The following is a 21,982-nucleotide window of genomic DNA, read 5'->3' on the forward strand; positions in this document are numbered from 1 at the left end:
AGAGCAAGCGATAAAGCGGCAGTCAGCCGTCCAAAAGCGTCATGACCAATGAAAATTCACTGATTTGATATTGCGCGCTGTTGTGGCGAGGGAGCTTGCTCCCGCTGGGCTGCGTAGCGGCCCCAAAAAAGCAATGACACCCCGGTGTGTCAGGCAGATACAGGGGGGCCGCTGCGCGACCCAACGGGAGCAAGCTCCCTCGCCACAAAAGCAGATCCAGAGCAGGTGAAGTCCTCAGGTCACAGGTAGAATGAGTGACACGTAAAATCTGAGGTTTCAGCGGTGGATCTACAGCAGGGCTTCGTCCTGACCCGGCATTGGCGCGATACCCCGGCGGGCACTGAAGTCGAGTTCTGGCTGGCCACCGACGCCGGTCCCCGCCGTGTGCGCCTGCCGGTGCAGCCATCGGTGGCGTTCGTGCCGCAGGTCCAGCGCGGCCAAGTTGAGGCGCTGCTGCAGGGCGAGAAGGATGTCGAGTTGCGTCCCCTGGAGCTGCTGGATTTCGAGCATCGCCCGGTGCTGGGCCTGTATTGCCGGCAACATGCGCAACTGATGCGCCTGGACACCACGTTGCGCCGCGCCGGCGTCGAGGTGTTCGAGGCTGACATCCGGCCGCCGGAGCGTTACCTGATGGAGCGCTTCATCACCGCGCCGGTCTGGTTCGGCGGCACGCCGGCCGCGGATGGCCAACTGGTCGACGCCCAGATGAAACCGGCGCCTGAGTACCGTCCACCGTTGCGACTGGTGTCCCTGGACATCGAAACCACCGCCCAGGGTGATCTCTATTCCATCGCCCTGGAAGGCTGCGGCGAGCGCCAGGTGTATATGCTCGGGCCGCCCAACGGCGACGACAGCGCTGTGGATTTCCAGCTCGAATATTGCGAATCCCGCACGTTGCTGCTGAAGAAACTCAACGAATGGTTCGCTCGCTTCGACCCCGACGCGATCATCGGCTGGAACCTGGTGCAGTTCGATTTGCGCGTGCTGCATGAACACGCCCGCCGGCTGGCCGTGCCGCTGCGCCTGGGGCGTGGTGGCGAAGAAATGCAATGGCGCGAGCACGGCGCGCGCAACAACCATTTCTTCGCCTCGGCGGCTGGGCGGTTGATCATCGACGGGATCGAGTCCTTGCGTTCGGCCACGTGGAGCTTTCCCTCGTTCAGCCTGGAAAACGTCGCCCAGACGCTGCTCGGTGAAGGCAAGTCCATCGACAACCCCTACCAGCGTATGGATGAAATCAACCGCATGTTCGCCGAGGACAAGCCGGCCCTGGCTCGCTACAACCTCAAGGACTGCGAGTTGGTCACGCGGATCTTCGCCAAGACCGAGCTGCTCAAGTTCCTGCTGGAGCGGGCCAGCGTCACCGGCCTGCCGGCGGATCGCAGCGGGGGATCGGTGGCGGCGTTCACGCATTTGTACATGCCGCTGATGCACCGCCAGGGTTTCGTCGCGCCGAACCTTGGCCAGCGTCCGCCCGAGGCGAGCCCTGGCGGGTTTGTCATGGACTCCCAGCCGGGGCTCTATGAGTCAGTGCTGGTGCTGGACTACAAGAGCCTGTACCCGTCGATCATCCGCACCTTCCTCATCGATCCGGTGGGCTTGATCGAAGGCCTGCGCCACCCGGACGATGGCGAGTCGGTGCCCGGTTTTCGCGGGGCGCGGTTCTCCCGCACCCGCCACTGCCTGCCCGCCATCGTGGCGCGGGTCGCCGAAGGCCGGGAAACGGCCAAGCGCGAACACAACGCGCCGCTGTCCCAGGCGCTGAAAATCATCATGAACGCGTTTTACGGCGTGCTCGGCTCCAGCGGCTGTCGCTTCTTTGATACACGGCTGGCGTCGTCCATCACCCTGCGCGGACACCAGATCATGCAGCGCACCCGGCAGCTGATCGAAGCCCAGGGGCACGTGGTGATCTATGGCGATACCGACTCGACATTCGTCTGGTTGGGCCGGGCTCACGGCCAGGAAGAGGCCGCGCAGATCGGCCGGGACCTGGTCGCTTACGTCAACCAATGGTGGGACGATCATGTGCGCGACGAGTATGGATTGCAGAGTGCGCTGGAGCTGCAGTTCGAAACCCATTTCAAGCGCTTCCTGATGCCCACGATTCGTGGCACGGAGGAGGGCAGCAAGAAGCGCTACGCCGGCCTGGTGACCCGTGCCGACGGCAGCGACGAAATCATCTACAAGGGCCTGGAAACCGTGCGCACCGACTGGTCGCCCCTGGCCCGGCAGTTCCAGCAGGAGCTGTACGGGCGGATCTTCCATCGCAAGCCCTATCAGGACTACGTGCGCAATTATGTCCAGCAGACGCTGGCCGGGGCGTTCGATGATCGACTGGTCTACCGCAAGCGCCTGCGCCGTCCGCTGGATGACTACGAACGCAACGTTCCTCCCCACGTTCGGGCAGCGCGGCTCGCCGATGAGTTCAACGAGCGCCAGGGCCGTCCACGGCAGTATCAGAACGGTGGCTGGATCAGCTACGTGATCACCGTCACAGGACCTGAACCACTGGAAACCCGTAGTGCGCCAATCGACTACGACCACTACGTGACCAAGCAGCTGCAGCCATTGGCGGATGCGATCCTGCCGTTTGTGGACGATGATTTTTCAACGTTGATCGGGGGGCAGATGGGGTTGTTCTGATTTTCCATGACTCGCCACAGGTCAGTGCCCGCCGATTTCAGTGGAGTCAGACCATCGCCAACCGCTGCTTGCCCTGTGGCTGCGGGAACATCAGGTCCAACGCCGCCAAATCCTGGGGCTCAAGCTGCAGATTCGCTGCTTCGGCGTTCAGGCGCACATGTTCAGGTTGCACGGCCTTGGGGATGGCGATGACATTGTCCTGGCGCAAGAGCCAGGCCAGGGCGATCTGCGCCGGCGTCGCGCGGTGGCGCTCGGCAATCTGTTGCAGGGTGTGATCCTTCAGCAAATGTCCACCCTGGCCGACCGGGCAGTAAGCCATGACCGGCATGCGCCGCTGCTGGCACCAGGGCAGCAGGTCGAATTCGATGCCGCGTTCTTGCAGGTTATACAGCACTTGATTGGTGGCGCAGGCCGGCGAGGCCAATTCCTCGAGGTCAGCGACATCGAAGTTCGACACGCCCCAGCGCCCGATCTTGCCTTCTTCGCGCAGGCGTTCAAACGCTTCGACGGTTTCTTCCAACGGGTACTGGCCGCGCCAGTGCAGCAGATACAGGTCGATGTAATCGGTGTCGAGCCGCCGTAGGCTGCGCTCGCAGGCCAACGGAATGCCTTTACGACTGGCGTTGTGCGGATAGACCTTGCTCACCAGGAACACCTGGTCGCGCAGCCCGGTGATCGCTTCGCCAACGACGTGTTCGGCGCCGCCCTCGGCGTACATTTCCGCCGTATCAATCAGCGTCATGCCCAGTTCGATGCCCAAGCGCAGGGCGGCCACTTCCTTCTTGTGATGGGACGGTTCTTCACCCAGGCGCCAAGTGCCCTGGCCGATTACCGGTACCGAAACACCGGCCAATTCCACAGTTCTCATGCACATCTCCTGCTCTGCGGGTCGATAAAGCGTGTGGCAGCAGGATAGACCAGGTGTTCCCATCTTGATCGTTCCCGTGTAACGGGCGGGAACGATCAATCGTGGGGAAGTTACTCGGCCGAGAACTTCAGCACCATGGCCTGGGTGTAGGTCTGGCCCGGGTCAAGTCGTGTTGAAGGGAAGGACGGCTGATTGGGCGAGTCCGGGTAGTGCTGGGTCTCGAGAGTGAACGCACCCCAGTGCGAATAGACCTTGCCTTGCTTGCCCTTGACCGTGCCATCAAGGAAGTTGCTGGTGTAGAACTGCACGCCGGGTTCGCTGGTATAGAGCTGCAGGCGCCGTCCGGATTGCGGATCCTGGACATCGGCGGCGAGTTTGCTCACGTCCCCCTTGGCGTCGAGCACCCAGTTGAAATCGAAGCCGCCCTGTTTCGGCTCGGCAAATTTGAGTTGAGGGTGATCGGCCTTGATATGCGTGCCAATGGCAGTGGGTTTGGTGAAGTCCATCGGCGTGCCGGCGACAGGCGCCAGCTCGCCGGTGGGGATGAGCTTGGCCGTCACTGGCGTATAACGGGACGCGTGCAGGGTCGCGACTTGCTTGAGGATGTCGCCGTTACCCGCGCCAGCCAGGTTGAAATAGCTGTGGTTGGTCAGGTTCAGCACCGTCGGTTTGTCGGTGGTGGCCTTGTAGTCGATGCGCAGCTCGTTCTTATCGTTGAGGCTGTAGGTAACGTCCGTCTTCAGGTTGCCGGGAAAACCCATTTCGCCGTCCGCCGATACATACGTCAGGGTCACGCCCACCGAATCCTTGTCATTGCTCGGCTCGGCTTTCCATACCCGTTTGTCGAACCCTTGAGGTCCGCCGTGCAAGGAGTTGTCCTTATCGTTCTGCGGTACTTGGTAACGCTTGCCGTCCAGCTCGAAGGCGCCGCCGGCCAGGCGGTTGCCGAAGCGGCCGATGGTCGCGCCGAAATACACATTGCCGTTCTTCTGATAGCCCTGAACATCGTCGAAGCCCAGCACGATGTCGGCGGTCATGCCGTTTTTGTCCGGCACGACCAGCGATTGCAGGATCCCGCCATAGGTGATGACGGTCGCCTCCATGCCATGGCTGTTGCGCAGGATGTATTTTTCAACCGCGGTGCCGTCGTTGGTCTTGCCGAACGCAACGCGTTCGTTGGTCAGGCCCGCGGCCTGGGATGAGGTGGCGATCATCAGAGAGACTCCGAGGGCCGTGAGCAGATATTTGGATTCAAGCATGGTGTGACCTTCCTTCCTGTTGTTTTGTTGTTGTTTTAACGCGGGTCGAGTCCGTTACTTGGTCGGACAGCGATGAAGGTTTTTCTGTTCAGTAGTCTTTCTATTTACGGCTTGCGAAGGGATTTATAGCCATAAATACAGAATTATCAATTAAAAAGTAAGACTAATTGAGCGAGGCGAGCCTGACCCGAGCGGGAGATTTGATGGCGACCACTGCACTTTTGGGACTTTTGCCGCTCTATCCATGGCCAGGAAGCGGCGACCCCCACCGTTTCCCCATGCCCAGACCGAGATTCAATGGCCGGTGTTTTCCCTTTCGAAATGGTATTGCCACGGCGCTGCGGCTTGCTGCTGGCAGGGCTTTTGTTGCTGCTCAGCGGCGGCTGCAGTCAGCAGCAGGGCCAGGACATGGTCAATCAGTTCAGCAACGCCCGGCCCCAGGAATTCTTGCAGACCAGTGTCGACCGCATGGCCACGCTCTCGATGCATGACAACCTGGAAAGTCTGTACCTGCTGATGCACAAGCTTTACCTGCGCAACCCTGAAGAGCTGCGTAAGTCGGGCTTCCTGGATGCGCGTATTGCCGTCAAGCAGGTGCGCCAGGCCATCGAGCAGCAACAACCTTTGCCAACCCTGGGCAACAAGAAGGATCTCGCCGCCCTGAGCTACGCCATGAGCCCGGAGTTTCTCGGCGATCGGGTCGGTGCATTCATCTACGCCATCGGCAGCATGCTGGTGACGGCCCATGGCAATCGGCTCGAGTTCTATATGACCGATACCATTGACCCGCGCTTCGTCAGCAACGCGGCGCGCAACATCGAGAAAGCCACGTGGTTGCTGGGCCAGCGACAGAACAAGGACGGCACGCCGATGTTGTTTTCCAATGAAATTTCGGAGGAGGGGAGCAACCTGAGCTTCGCCGTCGAGTTCGGGAAAATAGTCGCGCGGCTGGACCTGCTGACGCAGATGCTCGACGAGCGCTACCGGCGCATAGGGCTCAATTACGCGCAGAGCTTGCTGTTCCTCAATTTCCTGCCGGTCCAGTAAGAATGGAATAAAGATAGATCACATCGATATAGGGAGTTATAAGAAAAATCGCTATGCTCGCGGCCAGATTTTTCACGCGGTCGCGCTGAGACGGGTTTGATGGATTTCGGTAATGTCGGTTTAGTCGTAGCGGGCCTGGTGGTCGGTTTCATCGTCGGAATGACCGGCGTGGGTGGCGGATCGCTGATGACTCCCATCCTGTTATGGTTTGGTATCAACCCTGCGACGGCGGTGGGTACGGACCTGCTGTACGCGGCAATCACCAAATCCGGCGGCGTCCTGGTCCATGCCAAAAATCGCAATATCGACTGGGCGATTACCGGTTGGCTGACCCTTGGCAGTGTGCCGGCGGTCGGGTTGACCCTGTGGTTTCTCAGCAGCCTGGACGGCTCGCCCGACGCGATGAACGCGGTCATCAAGCAAGCCCTGGGCTTTGTGCTGTTTGCCACCGCCCTGGCGATCCTGTTCAAGAAACGCCTGCTGCAATTCGCCCATGACCGCGCCGGCGGCCATTACAACCCCAGCGGTTCGCGGCTCAACGTTTTGACCGTGATCACTGGCCTGGTCCTGGGCACGATGGTCGCGTTGACCTCCATCGGTGCTGGCGCGCTGGGCACCGTCGCGTTGTTTATCCTCTATCCGTTCCTGGTTACCAAGCGCCTGGTGGGCACCGAAATCGCCCACGCGGTGCCGCTGACCCTGGTCGCTGGCCTGGGCCATGCGAGCATGGGCAACATGGACTGGCACATCCTGGGCTTTCTGCTGATCGGTTCGTTGCCGGGCATCTATCTGGGCAGCCACTTGTCGGGACGCATTTCCGACGAGCTCCTGCGCCCTTGCCTGGCGGTGATGTTGGCGCTGATCGGCTTCAAACTGGCGTTCTGATTTGCTCGGAGTCATGCGGATGTCGCCGTAGTCATACCTGTAAACCAGGTACTGATGAGGCCACGATCCATGAACAGCCCAGCCAGAGATCTGCTGCAACGCCTACGCCGTCATCGCGCCGAACCGCGCACCGGCATTGCCGACATCTTGCGTCATCACGCCGAGCCGCTGCCCGCCGAGGACAGCCCGGCCTTTGGCCAGATGTTCAATCGCTTCGCCGACGCCAAGGTCGTACTGATCGGCGAAGCCAGCCACGGCACCCACGATTTCTACCGCACCCGCGCCGCCATCACCCGACATCTGATCGAGCATCACGGCTTCGCCATTGTCGCCGTCGAAGCCGACTGGCCCGACGCCGGGCAAATCGACCGCTGCGTCCGTGACCTGGGCCCCTCGGCCTGGAAACAGCAGGCCTTCGCCCGTTTCCCGAGCTGGATGTGGCGCAACAGTGATGTCCAGGCGTTCGTCCGTTGGCTGCGGGACCACAACCTCGGCCAGCCTGCCGCTCGACGCGTGGAGTTCCGCGGCCTGGACGTCTACAGCCTGCGGCATTCCATCGACGAGGTGCTCGATTACCTCGACAAGAGCCATCCACATCTGTCCCGTGACGCCCGACACCGTTATGGCTGCCTGACGCCGTGGCACGACGATCCGGCGTTGTACGGCCATTTCACCGAACGCGGCAACCTGGCGACGTGCGAAGACGCCGTGGTCGAGCAGCTCAACAGCTTGCTGGCCGAGCGCCTCGACCCGTTGATCCAGGACGACGAAGGATTCTTCAGTGCCGTCCAGAATGCCCGTGTCGTGCGCGCCGCCGAGCAGTATTACCGGGCGATGTACCGTGGCGGCAAATCGTCCTGGAACCTGCGGGACAAGCATATGTTCGACACCTTGCAAAGCCTGTTGGAGCATCGTGGGCCGGGTGCAAAAGCGGTGGTCTGGGCACATAACTCCCACATCGGCAATGCCGCCGCGACGCGCATGGGCTGGGAAGGGGAATTCAATATTGGCCAATTGTGCCGCATGGCCTATGGTCGCGACGCGGTGTTGCTGGGCATGGGCACTGACCATGGCAGCGTGGCGGCGGCCGATGACTGGGACGCGCCGATGAAAATCAAGCCAGTCGTGCCAGCGCTGGCCGGCAGTTGGGAGCGGGAGTTTTTGCTGGCAGGCGTGGGCGCATCGCTGACCGACTGGCGAACCGCGCCCGACGAAGACTTGTTGGACGCGTTGTCGGAACCGCTGCTTGAACGCGCTATCGGTGTGATCTACCGCCCTGAGACCGAACGCCAGAGCCACTATTTCGAGGCGGTGCTGGCCGAACAATTCGACGCCTGGCTCTGGTTCGAACAGACCGAAGCCGTCACGCCGTTACCCGCGCCTCACCCGCTGGAAAACGAGGAGGACACTTTTCCGTTCGGCCTTTGAACGCCTTGTGTCACGGTTGCGCTATGGGTCCGGTCGCCTAAGCTTCAAGGCAGGCAGCTGCGTATCGGGCGACTCTCGCGGAACAATCGCCGCCATGTGCAATCAGTACAGCGTAAATATCAAAAGGAGAGGCGCATGCTTATTCGGTCGTTGACCTTCGCTACCCTGCTGGCCATCGCTGGCCCCCTGTTCGCCGCCGATGGCGATTCACCCCTGGTGGCGGAAGTCGGCAAGTCTCGCCCGCTGATCGTCATCGCGCCCAGCTCCGTCGATCCTGCGTGGGTCAAGCTGAAGGAAGCCTTGGATGAGCCGGCGGGCAAGCAGGGTTTTTCCGAGCGCAACATGGTGCTTTACACGGTGCTCAACACCATCGGGCAGCGTGACGGCAAGGACCTCGACCCGCAGAGCACCATGGCGCTGATTCGTTCTCTCAAACTGGGGGCCGGTGCGCAGACCAAGATCATCCTGGTGGGCAAGGACGGGGAAAAGAAGCTTGAGCATTCGGGCGCGATCGAGTTGAAAGAATTGTTCGACACTGTCGATAAACTTCCCGCAGCGGAAAAAGAAGCGACCCCTGCGGCGTCACCCCCCGCGCCGGAACCCGAGCCGGCCAAGGACGCGAAAGGTGCGAAGCCGGGCAAGGCAGCCAAGCCAGCGACTGCGCCGAAACCGCTGGATGATTGATTCCAAGAGCGACGAGGTCCCTGTGGTGAGGTGACCTCATTGCTCTTGCAACGCCATCAGAATCTGGTGCGCGGCCTTCACCCGTTCTTCGTTCGGGTAGTTTTTATTCGCCAGCAGCACAATCCCCACATCCTTCCCAGGGACGAACGCCGCATAAGCACCGAAACCATTGGTAGACCCGGTCTTGTTGATCCAGGCACCGTCCGGCGCGGGCCGGGGTGGGTCGAGCGGTTCGACTTTTTGCGGGGTCAGGGCCATCCCTGGCGTGTTGCCAGCGAGCAATTTCTCCAGGGTGAACGGGGCGGGGTAGAACTCCCAGCCCAGCCCCTGAGTCATTTGGCCGGCCTTGTAGAAACCTGTCTGTGTCGTGGCGATGGCTTGCTTGAGGTCAGCGTCCAGCTTTTCAGGTTGCAGGTTGGCCTCGACGAAACGAATCAGGTCCGATGAGCTGGTCTTCACCCCGTAGGCCTCCGAATCCATCGCGCCGGGGCCGACCCGCACCGGCCTGCCATCCTTTGCGTAGCCTTGGGCATACCGGCCCAGTTGGTCCTGCGGCACCCGCACGTAGCTGTGCTTGAGGCCCAGCCCGGGCATCAGCGTTTGTTCCATCACCTCGTCAAACGGTCGCCCCAGGCTGCGGGCCGCCAGATGGCCGAACAAGCCGATGCTCGGGTTCGAATACAGCCGCTGGGTGCCGACCGGGTAGAGCGGTTTCCAACTCTGGTAATAACTGAACATCCGGTCGGGACGGTCGGCATCGTCGGGGAACTGCAACGGCAGGCCGCCCGGGGTGTAGGTGGCGAGATCGAGCAGGCGGATGCTTTCCAAGGCACTGCCGCGCAATTCGGGGGCGAAGCGGCCGGCGGGGTCCATCAGGGACAGTTTGCCTCGGGCCAGGGCGTAGGCGCCAAGCGTCGCGGTGAAGGCCTTGCTGATCGAGCCGACTTCGAACAGGGTCTGGTCAGTCACCGCGCTTTTCGTGTCCTTGGAAGCGACCCCAAAATTGAAATACTGCCGCTGACCGTTATGCGTGATCGCGACCGCCATGCCGGCGATGTCCTGTTGTTTCATCAAGGGCTGGATGACCGCGTTGACCCGGTCTTCAATTCGCTCCTTGGCAAAGCTTGGGGTGGTTACGCAGACGAGGAAAAACGTCCCGGCGAGTATCGATTTGGCAATTTGCATCATGGACCGCTCCTGTTGGCCTTCCTTGAGGGGGGTCAATCTAGGATGTTTTCCGCTACGCGACAATTGGGAGTGGTTGGGCAGGGGCTTGTTTCCGTCTGGTCTGACAGCGCAGTGGGCATGTTCCTACAAAAACGCGTAATGGCTCAAAATGACGGGCCTCAAGCGAAACCACACAAAGCGGCGGCCGCCGGTTAAACTCGCGGCTCTTTCCAAAGGAGTTCCCATGAGTTACTACCAGCCCGGCATTCTCGCCACCCCTGTTCCGCCTCAGGCTCGTCATCTGTTTTTTGCCCTGGAATCGGTCGAGGCACTGCCGGCTGCGCTCGACAAACTGCTGCTTCAATTGGATGGCCGCGCGGTGGTCGGCCTTGGCGAATCGCTGGTCCAGGCGCTGGGCGGCCAGGTCGAAGGCTTGCGGGCGTTTCCCGCGCTGGCCGGTGTCGGCGTCGACAACCCGTCGACCCAGCACGCGCTCTGGTGCTGGTTGCACGGCGAGGACCGGGGCGAGCTGCTGCACCGCAGTCGCGCCATCGAAGCGGCATTGGCGCCGGCCCTGCGCCTGGTGCAGATGAACGAAACCTTCCGCCACATGACCGGGCACGACCTGACCGGCTACGAAGATGGCACCGAAAACCCCCATGACGAAGCGGCCATCGCCGCCGCCCTGGCCCAGGGCAACGACGGGTTGCGCGGTGGCAGTTTTGCCGCGATCCAGCAGTGGCAACATGATCTGGATGGTTTCGCGGCGATGCAGACCCATGAGCGGGACAACATCATGGGCCGTCGCCTGAGCGACAACGAAGAGATCGAAGACGCGCCGGAGTCGGCCCACGTCAAGCGCACGGCCCAGGAAAGCTTCGCCCCGGAGGCCTTCGTCGTGCGCCGTTCCATGCCTTGGATCGAAGGTGATCGCGCTGGCCTGATGTTCCTCGCGTTCGGTTTCTCCCTCGACGCCTTCGAGGCGCAACTGCGCCGCATGAGCGGGTTGGAGGACGGTATCACCGATGGCCTGTACCGCATGAGCCGACCGATTACCGGCGGTTATTACTGGTGCCCGCCGCTGCTGGACGGTCGCCTGGACCTGCGCGCACTCGTTCGCTAGGGCGTGTGCCTCGGCCCGGTAAGCGGGCCGCGTTGTGCAAAAACACAGGCGAACGCTATTCTTGGGCCCGATGTGTTTGCGTGAAACGGAGAAGCAGCGTGGATAAAATCATCGTCATCACTGGCGGCGGTCGCGGGATCGGGGCGGCCACGGCGCTGTTGGCTGCCGACCTGGGCTATCGGATCTGCATCAATTACCAAGCCGACGAAAATGCCGCCCAGGATGTACTCGAACAGGTCCGGGCCAAGGGCGCGCAGGCCATTGCGGTCCGGGCCGACGTGAGTATCGAGGACGAGGTGGTCGGCCTGTTCAATCGCGTTGACGCCGAGTTGGGGCGCGTCACTGCACTGGTAAACAACGCCGGTACGGTTGCGCACAAATCCCGACTCGATGAAATGTCCGAGTTCCGCATTCTCAAGATCCTCAAGACCAACGTGTTGGGGCCGATCCTGTGTGCCAAGCACGCGGTGCTGCGCATGTCGCCCCGGCATGGCGGGCAGGGCGGCAGCATCGTCAACGTCTCGTCAGTTGCCGCCCGCCTCGGCGCGCCGGCTGAATACGTGGACTACGCGGCCTCCAAGGGCGCGCTGGATACTTTCACGATCGGACTTTCCAAGGAAGTGGCCGGCGAAGGCATTCGCGTCAACGCCGTCCGTCCTGGCTATATCTATACCGATTTCCACGCCCTCAGTGGCGACCCGGATCGCGTCAGCAAGCTGGAATCGGCGATTCCCATGGCGCGGGGCGGACGCCCTGATGAAGTGGCCGAAGCGATTATCTGGTTACTGTCGGACAAGGCTTCGTATGCGACCGGCACGTTTGTGGACCTGGGCGGCGGGCGCTGAGCTGTCCAGCGCTGGCAATCGACTCAGAACGACTTGATGATCCGCCCCAACGTCTCCATGGCCTTTTCCGAAACGTCGGTCCAAGGGCCGCCATAGTTCAGGCGAATGCAATTGTTGAAGCGCCGGGTCGCTGAAAAGATCGGTCCCGGCGCGATGCTGATGCCCTGCGCCAGGGCCATCTGGAACAGCTTCAGCGAATCGATCTGCTCCGGCAGTTCGAGCCACAGGAAATAGCCACCCGCTGGCTGGCTCACGCGGGTCTGGGCCGGAAAATAGCGGGCAATGGCGGCGAGCATGGCGCTTTGCTGCTCTTCCAGGGCGTAGCGCAATTTGCGCAGGTGACGGTCGTAGCCACCGTGTTGCAGGTAGTCGGCAATGGCGGCCTGGGCTGGCATCGAGGCGCACAACGACGTCATGAGCTTGAGCCGTTCGATTTTCTGCGCATAGCGCCCGGCGGCGACCCAGCCGATGCGATAGCCCGGGGCCAGGCTCTTGGCGAACGAACCGCAATGCATCACCAGTCCTTCGGTGTCGAACGCCTTCGCCGGTTTGGGCGCCTGTTGGCCGTAATAGAGTTCGGCATAGACATCATCTTCGATCAGTGGCACCTCATGACGGCGCAGCAGCTCGACCAGCGCCTGTTTGCGCGCTTCGGGCATCGTCGCGCCCATGGGGTTCTGGAAACTGGTCATGCACCAGCAGGCCTTGATCGGATGGCGCGCCAAGGTCTGTTCCAGCACTTCAAGGTCGATGCCATCGCGCGGATGCACAGGAATTTCCACGGCCTTGAGCTTGAGCCGTTCCAGCACTTGCAGGCTGGCGTAGAACGCCGGTGCCTCGATCGCCACCAAGTCGCCCGGTTCTGTGACCGCTTGCAGGCACAGGTTCAACGCCTCTAGCGCGCCGTTGGTGACCAACAATTGCTCCATTGGCAACATCAGCCCACCGACCATGTAGCGCAGGGCGATCTGGCGGCGCAGCTGAGGGTTGCCCGGTGACATGTCGGTGACCACCACGCGCGGATCCATGTCCCGCGTGGCGCTGGACAACGAGCGCGACAGGCGCTGCAGCGGAAACAGCAGTGGGCTGGGAAAGGCCGAGCCGAACGGTACGGTGGCAGGGTCCTTGATCGAGTCGAGCACTGAAAATACCAGTTCGCTGACATCGACTTCGGTGGACTCATGAACCGGGCTGCTGATCACCGGTTCGTAGAACGGGCTTGGCCCATGATGGTTGACGAAGTAGCCGGAGCGCGGCCGGGCGCGAATCAGGCCTCGGCGCTCCAGCAGGTAATAGGCCTGGAACACGGTGGACGGGCTGACGCCATAGGTCTGGCTGGCATAGCGTACCGACGGTATCCGCTGGCCGGGCCCCAGCATGCCGGAGCGGATCAGTTGCGCGATGTCGTCGGCGAATTGTTCGTAGCGTTTCATGGCGGGCCCGGTCTGGAGCGGCTTTCATTATGGGAGCGAGGCATCTTAAGGCTTCACCGATTCATCGGTGCGACAAAACGGCTTGTTGCTTCGCTGTAGACATCAGGCGCGTCACTGTCGGCGACCTTGAAGGTCACTTCCTCTGAACCTTTGCCAGGACGCCCGCTGAGCATCGCCACCGACACCGGCACGTCGACGATCTCCCCCGGCGCCAGGCTCAGTTGGGTCTGGCCTTGCAGGACGAAGCCGTCGCCGTCCACCAAGGACAGGTGATACGACTGGCGTTGCTGGGTCTTGTTGATGATCTTCAGGCTGTAGATGTTCTCGATCTGGCCCTGGCTGTTTTCACGAAACAGGCCACGGTCCTTGCTCACGTCCAGCGACACCATCGGCCGCTCCACCAGTGCCAGGGCCAACGCGCCGATCATGACCAGCAAGACGGCGGTGTAGCCGATCAGCCGCGGTCGCAGCAGGTGGGTCTTGCCCCCTTGCAACTGGTGTTCGGAAGTGTATTTGATCAGGCCGCGGGCGTAGCCCATCTTGTCCATGATCGAATCGCAGGCATCGATGCATGCCGCGCAACCGATGCACTCCATTTGCAAGCCGTCGCGGATGTCGATGCCGGTGGGGCAAACCTGCACGCACATCTGGCAGTCGATGCAGTCACCCAGGCCGATGGCGGCCGGATCAGCCTCACGCTTGCGCGGGCCACGGTTCTCGCCACGGGCCACATCATAGGAAATGGTCAACGTGTCCTTGTCGAACATCACGCTCTGGAACCGCGCATAAGGGCACATGTGCATGCACACGGCTTCGCGCAGCCAGCCGGCGTTGAGGTAGGTGGCAGCGGTGAAAAACAGTACCCAGAACAAACTGACGCCGGCCATTTGCAGGGTCAGGAGTTCTTCGGCCAGCGGGCGGATCGGGGTGAAGTAGCCGACAAATGTCAGGCCAGTGAGCAGGCTGATGGCGAGCCACAATGTGTGCTTGGCCCAGCGTCGCAGCAGTTTGTTCGGTCCCCAGGGCGCGGCTTGCAGCTTGATCCGCTGGTTGCGCTCACCCTCGGTGATTTTCTCGCACCACATGAACAGCCAGGTCCACGAACTCTGCGGACAGGTGTAGCCGCACCACACGCGTCCGGCGAACACGGTCATTGCAAACAGGCCGAACGCGGCGATGATCAGCAACGCCGATAGCAGGATGAAATCCTGCGGCCAGAAGGTCGCGCCAAAAATATGGAATTTGCTTTCGCAAAGGTCCCAGAGCACGGCCTGGCGACCGTTCCAGTCCAACCACACCGTGCCGAAGAACAGCAAGAACAAGACACCGGCACCGCTGATGCGCAAGGTGCGAAACAAACCGGTGAAGCTGCGGGTATGGATCAGGTTGTCGGTGGTCCGGGCCTTGATCCTGGTCGGCGCGGGATCGTAGGTCGGTATCAACTGGACGGGAATTCGTTCGCTCATGGTCGGTCGCTCATCAGCCGCTATCTGGCCGGAGCACTATGAGCATCGAACTGTTTGCATAACAGACTCAGGTAGCCGGATAAAAACCGGATCAGATGCCGTCGGCCCCAAGCCCTGCGACACGTTGATGCACCCATGGCTGGACTAACATACTACTGTGGCGAGGGGATTTATCCCCGCTGGGGCGCGCAGCGCCCCTAAAAATTTGCGAGCGCTGCGCACTCGAGCGGGGATAAATCCCCTCGCCACAAATGTATTGGATTGGGATTCAAATCACTGAGTCGCTGTCCGTCGCCTTCAGGTTCTGGCGACCGTCAGCCGCCCCGGCCACGGTCAAGGCGTCCACTTCCGCCTCGGTCAGGTAGACCCGCCCTCTGTTGAGTTCCACGGCCGACATGGCTTTGTCCGGGTCTGTGATGATGGTCAGTTCGCTGGCCGGACGCTGTTCCGGGCCGTTGGGGGTTTCGAAATGGCAGGTCTGGTCGTCATCGATACGCACAGTCATGGTGGTGCTCCTTCCTGATATCTGATCGTTAGGCGCCTGGCGACCAGCAGGGTTCGTTGCGGCTGATCAGCGGTCGGAGCGGGCACGTCTGGCCCCGCTTGTGGTCCATCATTTATCGACGTGAGAGAGGAAGGTCCATGGAATCCTGGTGGGATGAAGTCTGGGTAACCCTGCAAGCGGAATTCGCCGACATCACCGATACCGAGCAAATGACGCGCGTAACGGTGCGTCTGGTGATGGCTGCACTGCTTGGGGGCATCCTCGGGTTCGAGCGTGAACACAAGGGCAAGGCCGCGGGCGTGCGTACCCATATGCTGGTGGCGCTAGGGGCTGCGCTGTTCGTGCTGGTGCCGCAGATGTCCGGTTCCCAGGCTGACGCCATGAGCCGCGTGATCCAGGGCGTTGTGGCCGGCATCGGCTTTCTCGGCGCCGGCACGATCCTGAAAAACGCTGACGGCGATGAAAGCCACGTCAAGGGCCTGACCACCGCCGCTGGCCTGTGGATGACGGCGGCCATCGGCGTTGCTGCCGGGCTGGGGCGCGAAGCGACTGCGCTGCTCAGCACGGTGCTGGCGCTGGCGATCTTCAGCGTGATGCCGATGATTGTCCGGGCGTTGGAAAGGGACAACAAGGGGTAAGCCAGGGCGCCCTGGCTTGACACTCCGGCAGGTTTCACGTCGTTCCCGAGAGTTGCGACTAGGCTACCTCACACGCGCTCCGGCGGTGCCTCGCTCGGCGGGTCACCGTGGGGCTGTTGCGGGTCGAGCGGTGGGTCTTTTTCCGGTATCGGCTCCGGGTCGGGACCCGCTGGTGGCAGGTTGGGGTCGTCGATATTCGGATCGGGTGTTTCGGCCGGGATGGGAATGCTCATGGGCGGCTCTCCGGAGGGGATGTGGCTTGAGTCGTGCTTGTTGGGTTGACCATGACTCGACGGATTTGATTCCCCGGAGCCGGCCAGTAAATCTCGCTGAACTTTTGGTCGCCGGTCCGGTTCGGAGCTTAAGTGAGTTTAATCAGGGACCCGTTGGGCCTTTACCGCCACAAGCGCGTCCATGGGGCGTAAAAGGAGCGATGCTCGATGACTGCCGAACACCCGACTGACCTGGCCTACAACCCGCATTTGCCGTTGTCACAGGCCTTGTTGTTGCCACGTATTGCAATTGAAAACACCATGCCGGTGATCGACGGCGGGCTATTTGCCGCCAAGGCCCTGGCGGGGCGGGATGTGACGGTGACCAGCAAGGTGTTCGCCGATGGCCACGACAAGCTGGCCGTGCGGATTCGTTGGCGCGCCCTGGAAGACGAGATCTGGAACAGCGAGGTCATGGCCGAGCTGGGCAATAACAGTTGGAGTGGGCAGTTCAATGCGCCGGTCCAGGGTCGCTACGTGTTTTGCATCGAGGCCTGGCTCGATCAATTCGCCAGCTTTTGTTACGAGCTGCAAAAGAAATACGCCGCCGGGGTGCCCATCAGCCTCGAATTGCAGGAAGGCCGCAATTACGTGCAACAGGCCGCCGAGCGTAGCGATGGCGAACTGAGGGAACAGCTGACCGCGCTGCACCATGAGCTTTCAGGCCTGTTGCCGGAAGAGCAGGTCGCATTGTTCCTCGATCCCCGCAGCGCCGACTTGATGTCCCTGGCCGACCACCGGCCTTACTTGAGCATCAGCCCCGAGTACCCGTTGGACGTGGAGCGTGAACTTGCCGAGTTCGCCAGTTGGTACGAGCTGTTTCCGCGCTCCATCACCGATGATGCCAGCCGCCACGGCACGTTCAACGACGTTCATTCGCGCCTGGCGGTGATCCAGGACATGGGCTTCGATGTGCTGTACTTTCCGCCGATCCATCCCATCGGCCGCAGCTTCCGCAAGGGCCCGAACAACTCCCTTCACGCAGGTCCAGACGATCCGGGCAGCCCGTATGCCATCGGCAGCGAGGAGGGCGGGCACGAGGCGATTCATCCGCAGTTGGGCACCCGCGAAGATTTCCGCCGCCTGGTGGCCGCTGCCGCCGACCATGGCCTGGAGATCGCCCTCGACTTCGCCATCCAATGTTCCCAGGACCACCCGTGGCTCAAGCAGCACCCGGGCTGGTTCAGCTGGCGGCCGGACGGCACGATCAAATACGCGGAAAACCCGCCGAAGAAGTATCAGGACATCGTCAACGTCGATTTCTATGCCGCCGATGCCATTCCCAGCCTGTGGCTGGAGCTGCGCGACATCGTGGTGGGCTGGGTCAACGAAGGGGTGAAGATATTCCGCGTCGATAATCCCCACACCAAGCCTTTGCCGTTCTGGCAGTGGCTGATCGCCGATGTGCGATCGCAATACCCTGAAGTGATGTTCTTGGCGGAAGCATTCACCACCCCGGCGATGATGGCGCGTTTGGGCAAGGTCGGTTATTCCCAGAGCTACACCTATTTCACCTGGCGCAACACCAAGGCCGAGCTGGCGACCTATTTCACCGAGCTCAATGAATCGCCCTTGCGCGAATGCTACCGGCCGAATTTCTTCGTCAACACGCCGGACATCAACCCGGCGTTTCTCCATGAGTCGGGGCGTGCGGGTTTCCTGATACGCGCGGCGCTGGCGACCATGGGGTCGGGGCTGTGGGGCATGTACTCGGGTTTCGAACTGTGCGAATCGGCGGCGGTGCCGGGCAAGGAAGAATACCTCGACTCGGAGAAGTACGAGATCCGTCCACGGGACTTCACCGCGCCGGGCAACATCATTGCCGAGATCGCCCAGCTCAACCGAATCCGCCGGCAGAACCCGGCATTGCACACGCACCTGGGCCTGAAGATCTACAACGCCTGGAACGACAACATCCTTTATTTCGGCAAGCGCACCCCCGATGGCAGCAATTTCATCCTGGTGGCGGTGAGCCTTGATCCGCATAACGTCCAGGAGGCCAATTTCGAGTTGCCCCTGTGGGAAATGGGCCTGCCTGACGATGCCCAGACTCAAGGCGAGGATTTGATGAACGGACATCGCTGGAGCTGGTACGGCAAGTACCAGTTCATGCGCATCGACCCGGCGTACCAGCCGTTCGGGATCTGGCGGATCAGCGTGGCGTGAGGCGCAAGAACGGCTTTCGTGGCGAGGGGATTTATCCCCGCTGGGCTGCGAAGCAGCCCCAATGGGTCAAAACGGATACGTCCGGTTGGCCGCGCTGAAGCTTTTGGGGTCGCTTTGCAACCCAGCGGGGATAAATCCCCTCGCCACAGAAGATCTTCATTACAAAAGAAACAAGCCTGTGAGCCGCGGTTTTATCGAATTTTCAGGAGTTGCAAATGGCCAAGAAACCCCGGTCCGCCACCTTTATCAACGACCCGCTCTGGTACAAGGACGCGGTTATCTATCAGGTCCACGTCAAATCCTATTTCGACTCCAACAACGACGGGATCGGTGATTTTCCCGGCCTGATCGAGAAGCTCGACTACATTGCCGACCTGGGCGTCAACACCATCTGGCTGCTGCCGTTCTATCCTTCGCCCCGGCGCGATGACGGCTACGATATCGCCGAGTACCGTGGCGTCAGCCCCGATTACGGCACCATGGCCGACGCGCGGCGCTTCATCGCCGAGGCCCACAAGCGCAACCTGCGGGTAATCACCGAGCTGGTCATCAATCACACCTCCGACCAACACCCCTGGTTCCAGCGCGCACGCAAGGCCAAGCCGGGTTCGAAGGCGCGGGACTTCTACGTCTGGTCCGATGACGACCACAAATACGACGGTACGCGGATCATCTTCCTCGACACCGAGAAGTCCAACTGGACCTGGGACCCGGTCGCGGGCCAGTACTTCTGGCACCGCTTCTATTCGCACCAGCCGGACCTCAATTTCGACAATCCGCAGGTGCTCAAGGCCGTGCTGTCGGTCATGCGCTACTGGCTCGACATGGGCATCGACGGCCTGCGCCTGGATGCGATTCCGTACCTGATCGAGCGCGACGGCACCAACAATGAAAACCTGCCCGAGACCCACGACGTCCTCAAGCTGATCCGCGCCGAAATCGACGCCAATTATCCCGACCGCATGTTGCTGGCCGAGGCCAACCAGTGGCCGGAAGACACCCAGCTGTATTTCGGCGACGTCGATGCCCAGGGCCTGAACGGTGACGAGTGCCACATGGCATTCCACTTCCCGCTGATGCCGCGCATGTACATGGCGCTGGCCCAGGAAGACCGCTTCCCCATCACCGACATCCTGCGCCAGACCCCGGAGATTCCGGCGAATTGCCAGTGGGCGATTTTCTTGCGCAACCACGATGAGCTGACCTTGGAGATGGTCACCGACAAGGAACGCGACTATCTGTGGAATTACTACGCGGCCGACCGCCGGGCGCGAATCAACCTCGGGATTCGCCGGCGCCTGGCGCCGCTGATGGAGCGTGACCGTCGCCGTGTGGAATTGCTCAACAGCCTGCTGTTGTCGATGCCCGGCACGCCGACTTTGTACTACGGCGATGAGATCGGCATGGGCGATAACATCTACCTGGGCGACCGCGATGGCGTGCGCACGCCGATGCAGTGGTCCATCGACCGCAACGGCGGTTTCTCCCGCGCCGACCCGGCGAGCCTGGTGCTGCCGCCGATCATGGACCCGCAATACGGCTATCTGTCGGTGAACGTCGAGACCCAGGCCGGCGACCCCCATTCGTTGCTCAACTGGACCCGACGCATGCTGGCGGTGCGCAAGCAGTCCAAGGCCTTCGGTCGCGGCACGCTGAAGATGCTCTCGCCAAGCAACCGCCGGATCCTGGCCTATACCCGTGAATACACCGGGCCGGACGGCAAGCATGAAATCATCTTGTGCGTGGCCAACGTATCGCGCAGCGCCCAGGCCGCCGAGCTGGATCTTTCGGCCTATGCCGGCATGGTCCCGGTGGAGATGCTCGGCGGCAATGCCTTCCCGCCCATCGGTCAGCTGAATTTCCTCCTGACCCTGGCGCCGTATGGCTTCTATTGGTTTGCCCTGGCCGGGGAAAACCAGATGCCGAGCTGGCACGTGGAGCCCGCCCAGAGCCTGCCGGATTTCACCACGCTGGTACTGAAAAAACGCCTGGAAGAATTGCTCGAGGCGCCGTCGCGTACCACCCTGGAGCAGGGCATCCTGCCGAACTGGCTGCAGAACCGCCGCTGGTTCGCCGGCAAGGACAGCGCCATCGAGAAAATCGACATCGTCTACGGCGTGCGTTTCGGCGATCCGCAACACCCGGTGCTGCTCAGCGAAATCGATGTCACTAGCGCGGGCCAGACGCTGCGCTATCAGCTGCCCTTCGGTCTGTTGGCCGAGGACCAGGTGGGCCCAGCGCTGCCCCAGCAACTGGCCTTGTCGCGGGTTCGCCGGGGCCGTCAGGTCGGGCTGATCACCGATGCGTTCACCCTCGAAAGCTTCGTGCGCGCGGTGATGCAAGGCATACAGGACAACACGGTGCTGCCTTGCGCCGATGGCGAGTTGCGTTTCGAACCCACCGAGGGCCTTGCGGCGCTGAACCTGGGTGCCGAGCCTGAGGTGCGTTACTTGTCCGCCGAACAGTCCAACAGTTCGGTGGTGGTGGGCGGCAGCCTGGTGCTCAAGTTGATCCGCAAGGTCGCGTCCGGCGTGCACCCGGAACTGGAGATGAGCGCTTACCTGACCGCTGCGGGGTTCAGCAATATCTCGCCGCTGCTGGGTTCGGTGATTCGTCGCGACGCCCAAGGCGAGGATGCACTGCTGATGATTGCCCAGGGCTACCTGAGCAATCAGGGCGATGCGTGGGAATGGACCCAGAACAACCTTGAACGCGCCTTGCGCGATGAGCTGGCGGACGCCATGTCCGAACAGGAACAACATTACAACGCCCTGGGCGAGTTGAAGGACTTTGCCGGCATGCTCGGCCAGCGCCTGGGAGAAATGCATCGGGTACTCGCCGAGCCCACCGACAATCCGGACTTCGCGCCGCAGGCTACCAGCGCCAAGGAAGCCCAGGCGATTGGCAAGGACGTCGTCGCGCAGGTGGAAAACGCTTTGCGCCTGCTCAAGCAGAACCAGGGCCAATTGAACCCGGCGGATCAGGCGATGGTCGCACGCTTGCTGGAACACAAGAAAACCGTCCTGTCCCATGTCCAGGACCTCGCCGGCAAGGCCGCCGGTGGCTTGCGCATCCGCGTCCATGGCGACCTGCACTTGGGGCAGGTGCTGGTGATCAAGGGCGATGCCTATCTGATCGACTTCGAGGGCGAGCCGGCGCGGCCGTTGCATGAGCGACGTGGCAAGCACAGCCCATACAAGGACGTCAGTGGTGTGTTGCGTTCCTTCGACTACGCGGCGGCGATGGCGATTCAGCTGCACACCGTCGACACCACGGCCGATGCCGATGCGGCGCGCAAACGAGTCGCCGAGCGTTATTTGACTGAGGCCCGCCAGGCATTTGTCCAGGCATATCGGCTGGCGGCAGCTAGTCTTGCCCATGAGTGGAAGGATGCTGAAGGCGAAAACGCCGCGCTGGCGTTGTTCGGCCTGGAGAAGGCGGCCTATGAGGTGGCTTATGAAGCCGAGAATCGCCCCGCCTGGCTGCCCGTGCCGTTGCACGGTCTGTACGGGTTATTGAGTGGGCTGCAACCCTTTTCCGATTAGCCGGA

Annotated in this window: 17 protein-coding genes; 10 read left to right on the plus strand and 7 right to left on the minus strand. The window is 61.7% G+C overall.

All coding sequences use genetic code 11. The annotated features are described in order from the left end of the window. Positions 1–282 precede the first annotated feature (282 nt). Positions 283–2,646, plus strand: a complete 2,364-nt coding sequence (locus tag HU762_RS21035; protein WP_186640283.1) for a DNA polymerase II — start codon at positions 283–285, stop codon at positions 2,644–2,646. A gap of 46 nt (positions 2,647–2,692) precedes the next feature. Here the strand turns inward: HU762_RS21035 and HU762_RS21040 are convergent, their stop codons facing one another. Both HU762_RS21040 and HU762_RS21045 read right to left on the minus strand, forming a co-directional pair. After that, positions 2,693–3,514: an aldo/keto reductase gene (locus HU762_RS21040; protein ID WP_186640284.1), complete on the minus strand. Its 822-nt coding sequence runs from the start codon at positions 3,512–3,514 to the stop codon at positions 2,693–2,695. A 110-nt stretch (positions 3,515–3,624) separates the two neighbouring features. Further along, positions 3,625–4,773: an aldose epimerase family protein gene (locus tag HU762_RS21045; RefSeq protein WP_186640286.1), complete on the minus strand. Its 1,149-nt coding sequence runs from the start codon at positions 4,771–4,773 to the stop codon at positions 3,625–3,627. A 297-nt stretch (positions 4,774–5,070) separates the two neighbouring features. Here HU762_RS21045 and HU762_RS21050 point away from each other — a divergent pair, with 297 nt between their 5' ends. From HU762_RS21050 to HU762_RS21065, 4 genes are all read left to right on the plus strand, one after another. Continuing rightward, on the plus strand, positions 5,071–5,820 hold the full coding sequence (locus HU762_RS21050) for a hypothetical protein (protein WP_186609691.1): 750 nt from the start codon (positions 5,071–5,073) through the stop codon (positions 5,818–5,820). A gap of 99 nt (positions 5,821–5,919) precedes the next feature. Beyond that, positions 5,920–6,705 carry a sulfite exporter TauE/SafE family protein gene (locus tag HU762_RS21055; protein WP_186640288.1) on the plus strand — a complete coding sequence of 262 codons (786 nt, stop codon included), beginning with the start codon at positions 5,920–5,922 and terminating at the stop codon, positions 6,703–6,705. 69 nt (positions 6,706–6,774) lie between these two features. After that, a complete protein-coding gene (locus HU762_RS21060; protein WP_186640290.1) occupies positions 6,775–8,133 on the plus strand; it encodes an erythromycin esterase family protein in 1,359 nt (452 codons plus the stop codon). 135 nt (positions 8,134–8,268) lie between these two features. After that, a complete protein-coding gene (locus tag HU762_RS21065; protein ID WP_186640292.1) occupies positions 8,269–8,817 on the plus strand; it encodes a DUF4174 domain-containing protein in 549 nt (182 codons plus the stop codon). Between the two features lie 36 nt (positions 8,818–8,853). Here the strand turns inward: HU762_RS21065 and ampC are convergent, their stop codons facing one another. Beyond that, positions 8,854–10,002: a class C beta-lactamase gene (gene ampC, locus HU762_RS21070; protein WP_186640456.1), complete on the minus strand. Its 1,149-nt coding sequence runs from the start codon at positions 10,000–10,002 to the stop codon at positions 8,854–8,856. A gap of 226 nt (positions 10,003–10,228) precedes the next feature. On the opposite strand from ampC, the gene HU762_RS21075 reads away from it, so the two are divergent. Together HU762_RS21075 and HU762_RS21080 are read left to right on the plus strand one after the other, a co-directional pair. Continuing rightward, positions 10,229–11,107: a Dyp-type peroxidase gene (locus tag HU762_RS21075; protein ID WP_186640294.1), complete on the plus strand. Its 879-nt coding sequence runs from the start codon at positions 10,229–10,231 to the stop codon at positions 11,105–11,107. Positions 11,108–11,205: 98 nt separating this feature from the next. Then, positions 11,206–11,952 carry an SDR family oxidoreductase gene (locus HU762_RS21080; protein ID WP_186640296.1) on the plus strand — a complete coding sequence of 249 codons (747 nt, stop codon included), beginning with the start codon at positions 11,206–11,208 and terminating at the stop codon, positions 11,950–11,952. A gap of 23 nt (positions 11,953–11,975) precedes the next feature. On the opposite strand, the gene mapR is transcribed toward HU762_RS21080, so the two are convergent. The 3 genes from mapR to HU762_RS21095 all read right to left on the minus strand — a co-directional run bounded on the left by mapR (position 11,976) and on the right by HU762_RS21095 (position 15,356). Beyond that, entirely contained in the window at positions 11,976–13,385 is a 1,410-nt protein-coding gene (mapR, locus tag HU762_RS21085) for a GntR family transcriptional regulator MpaR (RefSeq protein ID WP_186640298.1), read from the minus strand. A 53-nt stretch (positions 13,386–13,438) separates the two neighbouring features. Then, the gene (gene ccoG, locus HU762_RS21090; RefSeq protein WP_186640300.1) at positions 13,439–14,851 is read right to left on the minus strand and encodes a cytochrome c oxidase accessory protein CcoG; all 1,413 of its coding nucleotides are present in this window, start codon (positions 14,849–14,851) and stop codon (positions 13,439–13,441) included. Positions 14,852–15,119: 268 nt separating this feature from the next. Beyond that, a complete protein-coding gene (locus tag HU762_RS21095; RefSeq protein WP_186640302.1) occupies positions 15,120–15,356 on the minus strand; it encodes a DUF3203 family protein in 237 nt (78 codons plus the stop codon). A gap of 137 nt (positions 15,357–15,493) precedes the next feature. On the opposite strand from HU762_RS21095, the gene HU762_RS21100 reads away from it, so the two are divergent. Then, positions 15,494–15,994, plus strand: a complete 501-nt coding sequence (locus HU762_RS21100; RefSeq protein ID WP_186640304.1) for an MgtC/SapB family protein — start codon at positions 15,494–15,496, stop codon at positions 15,992–15,994. Positions 15,995–16,062: 68 nt separating this feature from the next. Here the strand turns inward: HU762_RS21100 and HU762_RS21105 are convergent, their stop codons facing one another. Beyond that, a complete protein-coding gene (locus HU762_RS21105) occupies positions 16,063–16,227 on the minus strand; it encodes a hypothetical protein (protein ID WP_186640306.1) in 165 nt (54 codons plus the stop codon). A 207-nt stretch (positions 16,228–16,434) separates the two neighbouring features. Between HU762_RS21105 and HU762_RS21110 the strand changes: the two genes are divergently transcribed. Beyond that, on the plus strand, positions 16,435–18,432 hold the full coding sequence (locus HU762_RS21110; RefSeq protein ID WP_186640308.1) for an alpha-1,4-glucan--maltose-1-phosphate maltosyltransferase: 1,998 nt from the start codon (positions 16,435–16,437) through the stop codon (positions 18,430–18,432). Between the two features lie 215 nt (positions 18,433–18,647). Continuing rightward, positions 18,648–21,977 (plus strand): maltose alpha-D-glucosyltransferase, encoded by a 3,330-nt coding sequence (gene treS / locus HU762_RS21115; protein WP_186640310.1) that lies wholly within the window; start codon positions 18,648–18,650, stop codon positions 21,975–21,977. The last annotated feature ends 5 nt before the right edge of the window (positions 21,978–21,982 follow it).

This window comes from Pseudomonas sp. SWRI92 (genome assembly GCF_014268685.1).
Taxonomy (GTDB): Bacteria; Pseudomonadota; Gammaproteobacteria; order Pseudomonadales; family Pseudomonadaceae; genus Aquipseudomonas; species Aquipseudomonas marvdashtae.

Coding starts and splice junctions, on each gene's coding strand:
- HU762_RS21040 (WP_186640284.1), bottom strand. CDS start 3,514: ATGAGAACTGTGGAATTGGCCGGTGTTTCGGTACCGGTAATCGGCCAG.
- HU762_RS21045 (WP_186640286.1), bottom strand. CDS start 4,773: ATGCTTGAATCCAAATATCTGCTCACGGCCCTCGGAGTCTCTCTGATG.
- HU762_RS21050 (WP_186609691.1), top strand. CDS start 5,071: ATGGCCGGTGTTTTCCCTTTCGAAATGGTATTGCCACGGCGCTGCGGC.
- HU762_RS21055 (WP_186640288.1), top strand. CDS start 5,920: ATGGATTTCGGTAATGTCGGTTTAGTCGTAGCGGGCCTGGTGGTCGGT.
- HU762_RS21060 (WP_186640290.1), top strand. CDS start 6,775: ATGAACAGCCCAGCCAGAGATCTGCTGCAACGCCTACGCCGTCATCGC.
- HU762_RS21065 (WP_186640292.1), top strand. CDS start 8,269: ATGCTTATTCGGTCGTTGACCTTCGCTACCCTGCTGGCCATCGCTGGC.
- ampC (WP_186640456.1), bottom strand. CDS start 10,002: ATGCAAATTGCCAAATCGATACTCGCCGGGACGTTTTTCCTCGTCTGC.
- HU762_RS21075 (WP_186640294.1), top strand. CDS start 10,229: ATGAGTTACTACCAGCCCGGCATTCTCGCCACCCCTGTTCCGCCTCAG.
- mapR (WP_186640298.1), bottom strand. CDS start 13,385: ATGAAACGCTACGAACAATTCGCCGACGACATCGCGCAACTGATCCGC.
- ccoG (WP_186640300.1), bottom strand. CDS start 14,851: ATGAGCGAACGAATTCCCGTCCAGTTGATACCGACCTACGATCCCGCG.
- HU762_RS21095 (WP_186640302.1), bottom strand. CDS start 15,356: ATGACTGTGCGTATCGATGACGACCAGACCTGCCATTTCGAAACCCCC.
- HU762_RS21100 (WP_186640304.1), top strand. CDS start 15,494: ATGGAATCCTGGTGGGATGAAGTCTGGGTAACCCTGCAAGCGGAATTC.
- HU762_RS21105 (WP_186640306.1), bottom strand. CDS start 16,227: ATGAGCATTCCCATCCCGGCCGAAACACCCGATCCGAATATCGACGAC.
- HU762_RS21110 (WP_186640308.1), top strand. CDS start 16,435: ATGACTGCCGAACACCCGACTGACCTGGCCTACAACCCGCATTTGCCG.
- treS (WP_186640310.1), top strand. CDS start 18,648: ATGGCCAAGAAACCCCGGTCCGCCACCTTTATCAACGACCCGCTCTGG.